The following is a 13,157-nucleotide window of genomic DNA, read 5'->3' as shown; positions in this document are numbered from 1 at the left end:
CTATTGCTGCTGGCTAAATGTACACAGATTAAACAAGCCAATCTCTCACCATAAAACGAAACAAGAGCGTGTCACCTTTCGCTGGGACACGCTCTCAGTCCTGGTATGAAAACTGAACCTATGCTTATTAATCAGACCAATTAATAAGGTTGGGTTAGATTAAAAGGTTGGGTCAGATAAAGTTTTTAAGGATACACCAACCATCTTGGCTCGTCGCTCATAGCGCTTCACTTTATCGAGAAGTTCTAAATAAGCAAGGGGCAGCGTCAAGGGCCAAAGTAAGGTGGCGATGGTTAGAACAGCCCAAGACAGCTTCCTATCAGTCTTGGACATATCCTTATCCTGCATAAAAAAGCCTAACCATTTAAGAAATAGGATTGGCATAACCAGGAAGTAGCAAGTGAGTATAGCAAAGGCCAACATTTCCATGGATACAGTCTCCTGAAGTGCGGATGGATGACAACTGATTGGTAGAGGCAACCTCACTAAAGCAAACTAGGGTTTGCTATGTAGGTTTTCCTGGCAAGAAACCATCTTTATCCTCAGTTAATGCAATGGATCAACTTCCTACCTAGCCATTAATTGTCTGGAAGAAATCGCCATTACAACCTAGGATGAACACGGAATTTTGCTCGCTATGGGTTGTGTAGCTTCCGAAAATTCACAGAGTGGTATACCTGGAAAAGAAATCGATCTCAGCCTAAGACTTTCTGGGAGGGTTCATAATTTTCCCTGTGCCACTTCGTTAACTAGACCAAAATCAAACCTCGATCGAAATTTTAGTCAGGTAATCCCTCGTTTAAGTGAGTTAGGGCGTAGCCTTGGGTAAATTTTTAATTTATGCATCTTCCCTATTGTATAGAATTTACCATTTTTTGTATTTTGTGCAAGTAAATTAACCCTCCGATGACTCTCAGATGGGGCGCTGTCCCGTTTGTGGTGTTCCTCAGCAATTATTATCGGTTTTGAAATAAGAGCCAGACTCCACTACAGGCCGTAATGGCCCCTAGGATGGCACGCAGGGATAGCTGATCGCCCAAAGCTAGCGCCAACGGCAGGATAAATAGGGGGCTGGTGCTATTGAGTGCTTGCGCAATTCCGGCAGCCGTGTATTTGAAGGCAATTTGTTGGAACCAAATCCCTACATAGGTGCTGAAAAAAGCAGTGACCGCGATCGTTGCAAAGATCCGTCTGGGATGGAGGGGTTGAGTGATGTCCTTAGCCTGCTGCTGAGCGATAATCAACCCTAATAAAACGATCGTGCCGCCCCCTAAACGCAGCAACGTGCTCCACAGGGGATCAACGGTGCTGTTAACCAATGCTGCACGGGAGAGAACGGCTCCAATTGCCTGTCCAAGGGCTGACAGAATGGCCATGACGATCCCACGACGATAACGGAGATGGGGTATGTCCTCTGGCTGATTCCGATCTAGGGTGACCCAGAGGACTCCACTGAGGGTGAGGAAAATACCGAGCCAAGCTCTTAGGGAAAGTGCTTCCTGCAAAAACTGCCAGGATAGTAGTGCCGTGAGTCCCGGAGATAGGCTCGCAATCAGTAAACTACGTCGGGGGCCGATGCGGTTGAGGGCTGCAAAATAGGCAGTGTCACCTAAGCCAATGCCCATCACTCCACTGAGGGTCAATAAAGTAATGGCTTGGAGGGGGAGTGAGTGGCCAAGGGCGATCTGCGGGAGCAGGGTCAGGATAAGCATCCCCAGAGCCAGCCAGCCTTTGGTGAAGTTGAGGATGAGGGGAGAAAATTGCTGCCCTAAATTGGTATAGACGATCGCGGCGATCGACCAAATCAACGCCGACCCTAGAGCCGCAAGTTCTCCTCGAAATTCCAGCAAAATTGCCATCGCGGCGCACAATAGGTAACGAATAGCGCTATTGTCCAGTGTTTGTAGATGATGAAGTCAAGACCTAGACCAGTCAGTCTAGCCAGACAGTTGTTGGATCACTTCCCTGGTTTGAGCGGGAGAGACTAATGTATTGGCGCAGAGGATCCCTGAAGCGGCAACGGCAGGCACACCAATTCCGGGCATCGTACTGTCTCCTACACAGTACAGCCCCTGGATCGGAGTATGACAACTGGGAAATTGACCCATGCCAGCGGCGATCGCGGGGCCATAGGTTCCCTGATAGCGGCGGAGATAGCGGGCGTGGGTTAGTGGGGTTCCAATGAGTTCAAGGACGACCCGCGATCGAATGTCTGGAATTACCCGTTCCAAGGCTTTGTACAAGGGGGCAGCTTTTTGTTGTTTGTGGCTCACGTAGTCCTGATCTCGCTGCCAACCGTGATAGGGTTCCAAGGTGTAGGCATGGATCCCATGGTGTCCTGTTGGTGCAAGGGTTGGATCCCAGACGGAAGGGATGGAAATCATGCAGGTATTGCCGGGAACGGTAATGTCCTGGCGATCGTCGTGGACGACGACATGGTGACCGGTCAGATCGTCGAGCCCGTCGGCCCGAATGCCTAAGTGTAGATGCATAAAACTGGCGATCGTGGGGGTTTGCAAACAGGGCTGGCGCAGGCGATCGGGTAGACTCTCTGGCGGTAACAGATAATCAAAGGTATCCCAACGGGTGGCATTGGAGATGACCGTGGCTGCCTGGATGCGTTCCCCACTGCGTAGTTGCACCCCTTGCACTTTGCGGTTTTGAACGAGAATGTTCTCTACATGGGCATTCAAGCGCAATTGCCCACCCTGCTTGGTCAAACCGCGCACCAACGCATCAACGATCGCTTGGCTACCACCCACGGGATAATCGATCGGCCACTGCCCCCGTTCGCCAAACATAAACGCCATTTCTGGAGCAACGGTTCCGTGGGCTTTTAGCCCCGAGAGCAGAAAACATTCTAAATCAACAAGTCGCCGTACCCAGGGATCTTGCACCGTTTGATCCAAGATTTGGCCGGCGGATAAGCCGAGTAGCGGTAATCGACGTAGGAGTTGTAGGCAGCCCTGGGGATATTGGGTGAACAAGCTGGGTAGCAGTTGCCAGTCCGATCGCAGGGCTAGGGTTTGAATATTCCGCAGTCCGTCATAGAGTTTTAGTAATTGTTGTGTGAATTGCTCTAGTTCTTGGGCTCCTTGGGGCGTAATCTGAGCAATCTGCGATCGATAGCGATGCCAGTTGCCATAGATTGGCACGGTCATTTCCGGAAAGTGATAGTGCCCTAATGGATCATAGGAGAGTGTCGGAATGGTTTCTCCCAAGATCTGCAGTACTTGCTGAAGTGGATTGAGAGAGGCACCCTCCCCTAAACCACAGTAGAATGAGGGCCCTGAATCAAAGTGAAATCCCTGTCGAGAAAAGCTATGGGCTGCTCCACCGGGAGTACTATGGCTTTCGCAGACTAAGACACGCTTGCCGTAGCGTGCTAAGAGGGCTGCTGCCACCAACCCCCCAATTCCACTGCCAATTACGAGAACGTCTGTTTGAGTCATGTTTGACCTCGATTGAGGACAATTTTGCGAAATCGGTTACTTGATAACAGATATTTCTTGCCAATTATTGGTTACTGTTTTAGTAGTTTTAGTAATTGGTTTCTTGCATCATCAGGGCTGATTTGTAAAAGTCACCCTTTGCATCTCACATTCCCTCCTCACACGCGCTGTCTTCGCTCGACAGCGTTAGCTTGTACAAACAGCCTCATTCTGCCTGAAAGTCTGGCTTCTCTGAAAGCTGCCGAGATTTTATTGGGCTGAGTGATCCTACCTATCGCGTTATGGAGTATGCTACACAAAGCTTTTGGGAGCCTTGGTCAAACAGTTTCTGGGCCATCGATTTAAACTAATCGATGCATTTAAGTGTTTTGATTCTTGGCCGATAGCTGCCGTGCCCATCTCCTCGGAAAATTTGGTTAAGCACAAGCCTTGACCAACTGAAGTTTCCGTTCGCTATGGTTTGACAAGGCTGCTTGTGCATGGTTTCTCGTTATAAGAACCCTTGATGCTTATAAAACTATGAGGAAGGGACTGCTGCAAAAGCCGTTTGTACTGTTTGGTGATGTCCTTGACAAAATCGTCTTTACCCATGTGGTAGTGATTGGTTTGCCAACGGTCTTGTACTATTGGATTTTGAAAAACGAAGGTAACTTGCGAGCCCTGCATTGGGTGATGCCAGTGTTGTATTTGTTGACGTCTGGGGTCGTGATTGGTGAAGCGATCGCAACCATGACGGCCTATTCCTCGAAATTTCGTAGGAAAAAGCCAAAATTGGGCATTATTCAACAAATTTTGCGTTTCCGTCGTCGAAGGCCAGAGGGAATATTGCCTGCGGATGTCAACCTGTGCGATATGCCGCTCTGTTCTTTGGTTGTTGTTGCATACCTGCCCAATGAGCAACACATTATTCTTGACACCTTGAAATATATTCTGGCAACCTTGCATCGTCCAGCAGGTGGCTTAGAACTGGTGTTAGCGTACAACACGCCCATGCGATTGCCGGTAGAGGATGAATTAGAACTACTCGCCAGTCAGTATCCAGAGTTACGTCTGGTTTCTGTTGAAGGTAGTCGATCGAAGGCAGAAAACTTAAATGCCGTGATCAAAACTCTCAAAGGTGAAATTACAGGCATTTTGGATGCCGATCATCGTCCTCAAGCTGATTGCTTAGAGCGGGCTTGGGGTTGGCTGCAAAGTGGTGAATATTCTGTGGTTCAGGGTCGCAATGTGATCCGAAACTATGGCACGAATTTTCTGACGCAGATGATTGCGGTGGAATTTGAGTGTATGTATGGGGTGAGCCATCCCGCGAAGTCGCTCCTCGTAGATACGGGAATGTTCTGCGGATCCAACGGGTATTGGCGAACCTCCGTGTTGCGGCGCACGAAGTTTCAACCGGAAATGATGACTGAGGACATTGATGCGACCCTGCGGACGTTGCTCCGAGGCCATCAAATGGTTCACGATCCGCGCATTATTACGACCGAGTTAGCTCCGGTTGATTTAAGGTCGTTCTGGTTTCAACGCAAACGCTGGGCCCAAGGTTGGTTAGAAGTTGCGCTCCGCTATCAAATTCCCCTGTTGCGATCGAGTAAATTGGACGGCTGGCAAAAGGCTTACTGGACCATGTTGCTAATTTACAGTGTGGCCTTCCATTTTGTCGCCCTCCAGATTTTTCCACTGCTGTTGGGTTTTTCGTTGGCAGAGATTGAAACTCCGCCCATTTCTGATGTCTTTTTCTGGTCAACCACAATACTGACATTAATGAGTGGCCCGTTTCAGACTTTGACTGCTTGGCACATTCGAGCCCGATCGAGTGAGCAATCGATTATGGCCTATGTCACCTACTGTCTGTTCATTCCTATCTATTGTGTGTTCAAAAATATGATTGCTATCATTGCAATCTATGATCACCTAATTGGCAATACTGAATGGGTTGTTACGAAACGTGGTTTGCGAGAGGCATTGCCTGCAACCATGCAATCTTTGTCCTACGTTGGCAAAGTAACCGATCGGGTGAGCTGATTGGATGAGGGGGTTTGAATGGCCATTCACCTCTATGGCGATTGATCTAATCTAGATGATTGCTTCGGGATATCTAACGGTTATCTAATACGGTCATCTAACAAAGTCAGAAATAATCAACATACACATCACGAACACCTTAGGTGTAATGGAGAAGAAGTTTCATCAACCTCTTCTCCATTAATTTTTAAATGAAAATTTTTTAAATGGGTAGGCGATCGATATCCTTATTTGCCCCAATCACAACGATCGCAGTGCCCTTGCGTAGGGGAGTGGTTGGATCAGGATTCACAACAAACTTTTTATCTTTACTGAAAGCCACTAGATTGACCCCATAGCGCGATCGCAATTGGAGCTCCGCGATCGTCTTGCCATCGAATTCTTCGGGGGTAATCACTTCCACAATGCTACTGTCTGGGTCAAGCTCAAACCGCTCCAAAATGCCGGGTTTGGTGAGCGATCGGGCTAGGGAGCAGCCAGCATCATGTTCTGGAAAGATCACATGATCAGCACCCACTTTTTTCAACAGGGTCACATGAATTTCTGAGGATGCCTTGGCGACTACATGGGGAACACCGCCCTCTTTGACGTTCAAGGTTGTAATAATGCTTTCTTGGACGTAGTTGCCAATGGCCACAATGACTGTATCCTGCTCAAAAATCCCTGCTTCGGCAAGGGCGCTGGGTTGGGTTGAGTCAATGGCACGGGCATGGGCGACGATGCGATCGTTCAACGCTTGGGACACTCGGCCTTCATCGGAGTCGATCGCCAGGACATCATAACCCTGACTATGTAGTGTGCCGCAGACAGCGCGGCCAAAGCGACCGAGGCCAATGACAGCAAATTGACGGTTTTTGCGATCGAAACGAAGGGTATTAAAAAATCCAAGGGAAGAGAGATCCACAGGTTAGCCTCAAAAAATTAGGAATGAATGTTGAAGTAATCAAAAGCAGGGAGATAACTTGATCTAGCTACGTTTGGTCGTGGAGAGACCTGGCAGTGGAGAGACTTGTAACGAATCGGGCAGGTACAAAATTAAAAGTAAGCCTCAACGTTGAGTGAATTTGTCCAACACTGGAATTCGTTCAAAAACCCAGGTAAATACTATCCCACCAACAAATTTTCTTCTGGGTATTTTACAAAACTCGGTTTTGGATCTCCCAAAATTGCACTCATCAGGAGCAAGATCCCGACACGGCCAATGTACATTGTTGGAATGAGAATCAGTTGACCGAGTATCGTCAAGTTAGCGGTGCCCACTGCTGATAGGCCCACAGTGCCAAATGCAGACATTGCTTCAAAAAATAAATGCATAAAGGGCTGCTTCGGATCGGTGAGGGTCAGTAGCGTTGTGGAGAGCGCGACCGTCAGGGCAGAACCCAGTGCTACCGCGACGGCTTTGAGGATAAGCGCGATCGGGATTTGACGTTGGAAACACAGAACTTCTTCTTTGCCTTTTAACACGGTAGTGGTACAACTCGCCAGCACTCGGAAAGTTGTCGTCTTGATACCGCCTCCAGTGCCTCCCGGATTGGCTCCAATAAACATCAAAATGATGGTGATGAATAGGCCCGTCGCGGTCATTTTGCTAATGTCGATCGTGTTAAATCCAGCGGTACGAGGCGTTACGGACTGAAACCAAGCAGCGAGTAACTGTTCCCCGATCGTCAAAGATGCGAGCGTCTGGCTATTATTCAGTTCAGTGAGCAGGAAGGCGATTGTACCCACCGCTAATAGAAAAATCGTGGTGCTGAGGGCAATTTTGAAGTTGAGAGAAAAGACGGTTTTACGAGAGTCTCCTTTGGTGCGATTGCGGAGCCAAAAGAAGGCTTCCATAATTACCTGATAGCCAATCCCTCCGAAAATGATCAGACCGGAAATTGCAAGACTGATGGGAACTGAACGGACATAGCCCATTAAGTTATCAGCAAACAGCCCGAAACCCGCATTATTAAATGCACTAACACTATGAAATAGGGCCAGCCAAAGCGACTTGAGGGGAGTCAAGCCTCCCTGCTGAATAAAGGTTGGCCACATTGCCGGATTGGGGGGTAACTGGCTCGGATCCGAAAAGGTGGGCAGCATAAATAGTGTCCCCGCCACCTCAAAAACCAAGGTTGTTGCAATGATCGATTTAATCAATGCAGGCAAGCCTGATAATCCCGTGACATCCAAAGATTGTTGGATTGCAATTTTATCCCTCAGCCCAAGCCGCTTACGGAGCAGTAAAAGTAAAACGGTGGTGGCAGTCATATAGCCAAGGCCCCCGATTTGGGCAAGAAGGGCCAAAATGATTTGACCAAAAAGGGTGAAATATTTACCCACATCCACTACGGACAATCCAGTCACACAAACGGCAGACGTGGAGGTAAATAATCCGATGTGAAATGCTTTGAGCCAACCTTCTGGATACCCGCCTGCCAAAGAAAACGGCATAGCAAGTAAACAGGCTCCGATGAAGATTACGGTCAAAAAACCTAGGCAAACGGTTCTAGCAACAGTCATTAGGGCACGATCGCGAAAGCGTTCTTTATTCGAGATTACGGCAAATAGGTGTCAGGAATCGTGGAGAGTCTCGATCAAAGCAAAGACTATCGAAGCGAAGACCCTAGATAACGACTCTGGTTGGATGAAGTTGACTCTCGTTTCAAGGAGTTAATTACGGTTCTATGAACCTTGAGGAATTTTGAAGTTAAGTATAGATTTTATTTGATGCTTCATCTAGAAAAATAACCTTCGGTAGAGTATAGAAGCCTGATCATAGGTACGCTCTTATAACGATTCCCTGCTGAGGGCACCCTACTGCTATAGGGGAAAATGTTTAGACTCTTTTAAGACAGGTATTTAGTTTTGTAAAGCGTAGCTTTGATTTTCTAATCCATCCAATCGTCTGAACCCTTGAGTTCCAGTGGTATGATCGCCGGAGGATAGTAGATAAAAGGGCGAAAACTATATGGCACAGGTGCCTGTTTCTCCTGTGGTGCTGATCATCTTAGATGGCTGGGGGCATCGCGAAGCCGTGGATGGTAACGCAGTCGCTGCAGCAAAAACCCCAGTCATGGACAGTCTGACGAAGGTCTATCCACATACACTCATTCGGACTTCTGGGAAAGATGTCGGTTTGCCCGACGGGCAGATGGGAAACTCAGAGGTTGGTCATCTTAACATTGGTGCAGGCCGTGTTGTTCCCCAGGAATTGGTCAGAATTTCCGACGCGGTGGAAACGGGTGCCCATCTCCGTAATGCTGCACTGGTCAAGGTGTGTGAAGCGGTTAAAGTCAGCCAAGGCAAACTTCACTTAGTTGGCCTCTGTTCCGAGGGTGGAGTGCATTCCCATCTAGACCATTTGTTGGGACTGCTGGATTTAGCCAAGGCGCAAGGCATTTCTGAAGTCTGTATCCATGCCATTACCGATGGTCGCGATACCTTGCCGACGGATGGCGTTGCTTCGATCGTTCGGCTGGAATCCTACATTGACCAAGTGGGCGTTGGCAAAATTGTCACCCTCAGTGGGCGCTACTATGCCATGGATCGCGATCATCGCTGGGATCGAGTGCAGCTTGCCTACGACGTGATGACCCAGACGGGGGAAACGGATGGCCGATCGGCTTCGGAAATCCTGAAAGCAGCCTATGCCAATGGTAAAACCGATGAGTTCGTTCTGCCGACGCGGGTTGCTCCGGGAACGGTAGAGGCGGGGGATGGTGTGATTTTCTTTAACTACCGTCCCGATCGGGCGCGGCAGTTGACCCAGGCATTTGTTGATCCCAAATTTGATGGTTTTGAGCGGACGTTGATTCAACCGCTTACTTTTGCCACGATGACTCAGTACGATTCCTCGTTATCGGTCCTAGTGGCCTTTGAACCCATGAGTATGACTAATATTCTGGGCGAAGTGATTGCAAAACATGGGCTCAAGCAGTTCCGCACCGCCGAGACGGAAAAGTATGCCCACGTTACCTATTTCTTCAATGGTGGCTTAGAACAACCTTTCCCCGGAGAAGATCGGGAATTGGTACCCAGTCCTATGGTGCCAACCTACGATATGGCTCCAACCATGTCCGCTGATGTGGTCACTAAAACGGCTATTCAAGCGATCGAAAAGCGGATGTACTCACTGGTGGTGATCAACTATGCCAACCCTGATATGGTGGGGCATACGGGGCAAATGGAACCGACGGTGACGGCCCTAGAGACGGTGGATCATTGCTTAGGGCAACTGCTGTCTGCGGTGAATGGGTCGGGGGGCATCGCTATTATCACAGCAGATCATGGCAATGCAGAAATGATGTGGGATGAAGAGGGAAATCCTTGGACGGCCCATACCAGCAATCTGGTGCCCTTTATTTTGGTGGAAGGAGAAGGGCTGAAGATCCCTGGCCATGGTACGGACGTGTCTCTCCGCTCGGATGGTCGCCTATCCGACATCGCGCCGACGATTTTAGAGATCCTCAAGCTTCCCCAGCCGGAGGAAATGACCGGTCGATCGATGATTCAGTCCGCTGATTTTGATGTCCGGGCCAATCGAACCCCCGTTAAAATTGGCCGATAGCCAAGGCATCCATTGAAAGGGTTCAGTTGAAGGCAGTAGACTGGAAAAGGACTATCCCGATGAGGGTCTCCTAGACGTTTGCAGTAACAACCATCTTGGCAGACAAGATTGATTTTGCCCAAGTTTGATTGTCTCGCCTGTCTTTTCAACTTTTCTGTAATTTGTGTTTCGTTTTTCCCAGCGTTATCTCCATGAACCTTATTAATGTCATCAAAGTCCTTTGGATGTTCTCTGCCGTTGGACTGTCTGTTTTAGTCTTGCTCCACAGCCCTAAGGGGGACGGTTTAGGCGGATTGGGTGGACAGGCACAACTGTTCACCAGTACTAAGAGTGCTGAAGTGACCCTCAATCGGGTGACTTGGACGCTATTTGTGATGTTTATGGGTTTGACGATCGTGCTCAGTGCAGGATGGATTAAAGCATAAATGGCTCGGCAACGAGAAACGCTGAAGCCGCAAAAACGCTGGGCTAAAGCAGTCCCGCTTTTTAAACGATCGTGGTTAGTTTTAACGACGATCGTTTTGTTGTGCTGGGGGATGGTCGGATTGCAGGAAATCGGCGCAATCGCGACTCCCGCGCCTGATCCAACGTCGTTACCCGAATTACAAGTTCATCCCTTGCCGCCGCCGCTGGCTTCGTGGAACGATCGATCGGGTGATTACTTTGACCAAGTGCAATCGTTACCTATAGGTGCCCTGATTTGGTCTCAGTTTCCGGTGCCAGTGTATGTAGAACCGGCCAAGTCGCAGGCCGAGCAGGTTTGGCAAGACCAAGTGCAGCAAGCCGTTCGAGACTGGAATGCCTATCTACCGCTGGCGTTGACGGACGATCGAACCCAGGCAGAGATTCAAATTCAACGGACTAGCTTACCGTTAAAGTGGACACCGGGATCCCGTGAGATTCCTAGGGTTCGTATGGCAGAAACCCGCTATGAACTGTATTGGCAAAAAACGGAGTCCAGTCCAGTCCCCTCTAGCCCAGCGATGAATCAACCGAAGCTTTGCCATCGCTGCACGATCGCCATTCGATCGGGACAGCCAAAGGATACGTTACTCGCAGCGGCACGCCATGAATTGGGCCATGCGCTGGGTATTTGGGGTCACAGTCCCCAGGAGACGGATGTGTTGTATTTCTCCCAAGTGAAGCATCCACCCTCCATTTCCCCGCGTGATGTCAACACCCTCAAGCGCGTCTACGAGCAGCCGACTCGTTTAGGCTGGCCTGCCCCGGTTCCCTAGTGTGGGTTGTGCTGGTACTGATTGCTGGTACTGATTCGGGTTATACGAAGGATTAGCGTGATGGGGAGCATGCGCTATTGACGCTGAGTTAAGGCTTGAACTTGTTGAATTTGTTCTGGACTGAAGCCCGCTTCTTGTAGGTCGATCGCGCGAATTTCAGGATTCTCTAGCCCTGGATTTAAGGTCATGGCTTTACGGTAATGTTGCTTAGCTTGGTCAGGGCGGGTCGCAGCTTGGGCGATCGCTAGGGCTAACCAAGGGTGGGGGTTGTCCGGTTCCAACCGAGTTGCGACTTCGCCATGGGCGATCGCCCGATCGAAGGCTTGCAGACGAGTCAAGGCCAAACTGAGATTGTAATGGGCGACTTCATTTTGGGGATTGAGCATCGCCGCCCAGAGGTGAGAACCCACGGCGCTATGGACATTGCCAGAAACTAGATCCACAATTCCCAGGGCGTTCCAAGCCCCGACCGCAAAGGGATTTTTGGCCGTCACCTGGGAAAGCACCTGGGCCGATCGATCGAGATCGCCCGCCTTATAGACCGTCCAACCCAGCAGCAGTTGATTGTCTAAATTCTGGGGCTCCAGTTGCATGGCTTGCTCAAAAGCCCCGATCGCCCCGCCGTAGTCTCCTTGGGCGCGTAGGGCTAACCCCCGTTGCCGAAACTCGCTGGCTGAATTCGCGATCGCGGGAAGTACCCAAGCTGAGAGTGCGATCGTCAGTAGAACAACGCTGCCCCACACATAGAATTCCCCTTTCATCACTGGCCCCTAAAACTTTTAATGCTTGAACTAATGCCTGAACTAAGACTTGGAAAATCGGGCTTGGGCAAGCTGCGCTCCCCACCAGATGGCCTCCTTCATACTAGTGGCATCGGCGATTCCCTGTCCTGCGATATCAAAGGCAGTGCCGTGGTCGGGTGACGTGCGAACAAAGGGCAGCCCGATCGTCGTATTCACCGCCCGATCGAAGGCCATCAGCTTCACCGGAATCAAGCCCTGATCGTGATACAGCGCCAGATAGCCATCGTGGGGATTCACGGAAGCTTGCGGATTAAACCAAGCCTGTCCCGGCTTGACCCACATCGTATCCGGGGGGAGCAGACCCTCTAAGGTGGCTTGGGGAAATTGTTGCTGCGCTTGAATGAACCATGCGTTTAACCGATCGACCTCTTCCCGGCCCAATTGTCCCTGTTCGCCACTATGGGGATTCAGTCCTGCGATCGCGATGCGGGGATGAGCTAGTCCAAAATCCTGCTGAAGACACTGGATCAGGAGATTCAATTTCTGATCCAACAGTTCGGGAGTCAGGGCAGCGGGCACTGCGGCTAAGGGAATGTGGGTCGTAGCGAGCAAGGCCCGGAGAATCCATCCTGTGTGGGGCGATCGACCCACGAACGCCATGGCAAATTGCGTCACCCCGGCTCGTTCTGCCAACAATTCCGTCTGTCCGGGGTAGCAATGTCCCGCCGCCTTCCAAGCCGATTTAGCAATGGGAGCTGTCACCACGCCGTCAAATTTCCCCGCCACTGTCGCCGCGATCGCGGCGTCTAAATACCGAAAACTAGCGTCTCCACTAGCGGCATTGCCTTGACCCATTTCAATCTGGGTGAGCGTCGCGGCATCGATCGGCACTTCCCAGAGTTGCAAATCAGCCCAATTGGGTAGGGCAATGCCTTGATTTTGTAATCGTTGGTAGGTTGTGTCTAGGCATGATCGAGAGCCCGCGATCGTCAGGTCTGCTACGCCCGTCATTTCGGGATCTGCTAAGGCTTTGAGGATGACCTCAGGGCCAATCCCTGCCGGATCACCGAGGCTGATAACTAACTTTGGTCGCCGAATTTCCCCTAGCCCCATCGCGAATTCCCCATTGCGTAGTCCCAACTGGTCT

General features: G+C 50.1%; 11 protein-coding genes. 4 read left to right on the top strand and 7 right to left on the bottom strand.

What is annotated here, in order from left to right:
* Positions 1-159: 159 nt before the first annotated feature.
* From ACN4EG_RS00405 to ACN4EG_RS00395, 3 genes are all read right to left on the bottom strand, one after another.
* Positions 160-429: a hypothetical protein gene (locus tag ACN4EG_RS00405; RefSeq protein ID WP_431627105.1), complete on the bottom strand. Its 270-nt coding sequence runs from the start codon at positions 427-429 to the stop codon at positions 160-162.
* A gap of 527 nt (positions 430-956) precedes the next feature.
* Positions 957-1,859 carry a DMT family transporter gene (locus ACN4EG_RS00400; RefSeq protein ID WP_431627104.1) on the bottom strand — a complete coding sequence of 301 codons (903 nt, stop codon included), beginning with the start codon at positions 1,857-1,859 and terminating at the stop codon, positions 957-959.
* A 78-nt stretch (positions 1,860-1,937) separates the two neighbouring features.
* Complete coding sequence (locus tag ACN4EG_RS00395; protein ID WP_431627103.1) at positions 1,938-3,452, bottom strand: phytoene desaturase family protein; 1,515 nt, start codon at positions 3,450-3,452, stop codon at positions 1,938-1,940.
* Positions 3,453-3,971: 519 nt separating this feature from the next.
* Between ACN4EG_RS00395 and ACN4EG_RS00390 the strand changes: the two genes are divergently transcribed.
* Positions 3,972-5,477, top strand: coding sequence for a glycosyltransferase family 2 protein (locus ACN4EG_RS00390; RefSeq protein WP_431627102.1), 1,506 nt, complete (start codon positions 3,972-3,974; stop codon positions 5,475-5,477).
* Between the two features lie 202 nt (positions 5,478-5,679).
* Here the strand turns inward: ACN4EG_RS00390 and ACN4EG_RS00385 are convergent, their stop codons facing one another.
* On the bottom strand, positions 5,680-6,381 hold the full coding sequence (locus ACN4EG_RS00385) for a potassium channel family protein (protein WP_431627101.1): 702 nt from the start codon (positions 6,379-6,381) through the stop codon (positions 5,680-5,682).
* A 200-nt stretch (positions 6,382-6,581) separates the two neighbouring features.
* Positions 6,582-7,913 carry a potassium transporter TrkG gene (locus tag ACN4EG_RS00380; RefSeq protein WP_431627100.1) on the bottom strand — a complete coding sequence of 444 codons (1,332 nt, stop codon included), beginning with the start codon at positions 7,911-7,913 and terminating at the stop codon, positions 6,582-6,584.
* 517 nt (positions 7,914-8,430) lie between these two features.
* Here ACN4EG_RS00380 and gpmI point away from each other — a divergent pair.
* From gpmI to ACN4EG_RS00365, 3 genes are all read left to right on the top strand, one after another.
* Positions 8,431-10,029, top strand: coding sequence for a 2,3-bisphosphoglycerate-independent phosphoglycerate mutase (gene gpmI / locus ACN4EG_RS00375; protein WP_431627099.1), 1,599 nt, complete (start codon positions 8,431-8,433; stop codon positions 10,027-10,029).
* 191 nt (positions 10,030-10,220) lie between these two features.
* A complete protein-coding gene (secG, locus tag ACN4EG_RS00370) occupies positions 10,221-10,454 on the top strand; it encodes a preprotein translocase subunit SecG (RefSeq protein ID WP_431627098.1) in 234 nt (77 codons plus the stop codon).
* Complete coding sequence (locus ACN4EG_RS00365; protein ID WP_431627097.1) at positions 10,455-11,267, top strand: hypothetical protein; 813 nt, start codon at positions 10,455-10,457, stop codon at positions 11,265-11,267.
* Between the two features lie 74 nt (positions 11,268-11,341).
* Here the strand turns inward: ACN4EG_RS00365 and ACN4EG_RS00360 are convergent, their stop codons facing one another.
* Together ACN4EG_RS00360 and pdxA are read right to left on the bottom strand one after the other, a co-directional pair.
* Complete coding sequence (locus ACN4EG_RS00360) at positions 11,342-12,028, bottom strand: tetratricopeptide repeat protein (RefSeq protein WP_431627181.1); 687 nt, start codon at positions 12,026-12,028, stop codon at positions 11,342-11,344.
* 42 nt (positions 12,029-12,070) lie between these two features.
* Positions 12,071-13,123, bottom strand: a complete 1,053-nt coding sequence (pdxA, locus tag ACN4EG_RS00355) for a 4-hydroxythreonine-4-phosphate dehydrogenase PdxA (RefSeq protein WP_431627096.1) — start codon at positions 13,121-13,123, stop codon at positions 12,071-12,073.
* Positions 13,124-13,157: the final 34 nt, after the last annotated feature.

The sequence above is a fragment of the Alkalinema pantanalense CENA528 genome (assembly GCF_050753345.1).
Classification (GTDB): Bacteria; Cyanobacteriota; Cyanobacteriia; order Leptolyngbyales; family Leptolyngbyaceae; genus Alkalinema; species Alkalinema pantanalense.
Note: the sequence above shows the minus strand (reverse complement) of the source record. Positions and strands in the feature narration are given on the sequence as shown.

Coding starts and splice junctions, on each gene's coding strand:
- ACN4EG_RS00400 (WP_431627104.1), bottom strand. CDS start 1,859: ATGGCAATTTTGCTGGAATTTCGAGGAGAACTTGCGGCTCTAGGGTCG.
- ACN4EG_RS00360 (WP_431627181.1), bottom strand. CDS start 12,028: ATGAAAGGGGAATTCTATGTGTGGGGCAGCGTTGTTCTACTGACGATC.
- ACN4EG_RS00380 (WP_431627100.1), bottom strand. CDS start 7,913: ATGCCGTTTTCTTTGGCAGGCGGGTATCCAGAAGGTTGGCTCAAAGCA.
- ACN4EG_RS00390 (WP_431627102.1), top strand. CDS start 3,972: ATGAGGAAGGGACTGCTGCAAAAGCCGTTTGTACTGTTTGGTGATGTC.
- secG (WP_431627098.1), top strand. CDS start 10,221: ATGAACCTTATTAATGTCATCAAAGTCCTTTGGATGTTCTCTGCCGTT.
- ACN4EG_RS00365 (WP_431627097.1), top strand. CDS start 10,455: ATGGCTCGGCAACGAGAAACGCTGAAGCCGCAAAAACGCTGGGCTAAA.
- gpmI (WP_431627099.1), top strand. CDS start 8,431: ATGGCACAGGTGCCTGTTTCTCCTGTGGTGCTGATCATCTTAGATGGC.
- ACN4EG_RS00405 (WP_431627105.1), bottom strand. CDS start 429: ATGGAAATGTTGGCCTTTGCTATACTCACTTGCTACTTCCTGGTTATG.
- pdxA (WP_431627096.1), bottom strand. CDS start 13,123: ATGGGGCTAGGGGAAATTCGGCGACCAAAGTTAGTTATCAGCCTCGGT.
- ACN4EG_RS00395 (WP_431627103.1), bottom strand. CDS start 3,452: ATGACTCAAACAGACGTTCTCGTAATTGGCAGTGGAATTGGGGGGTTG.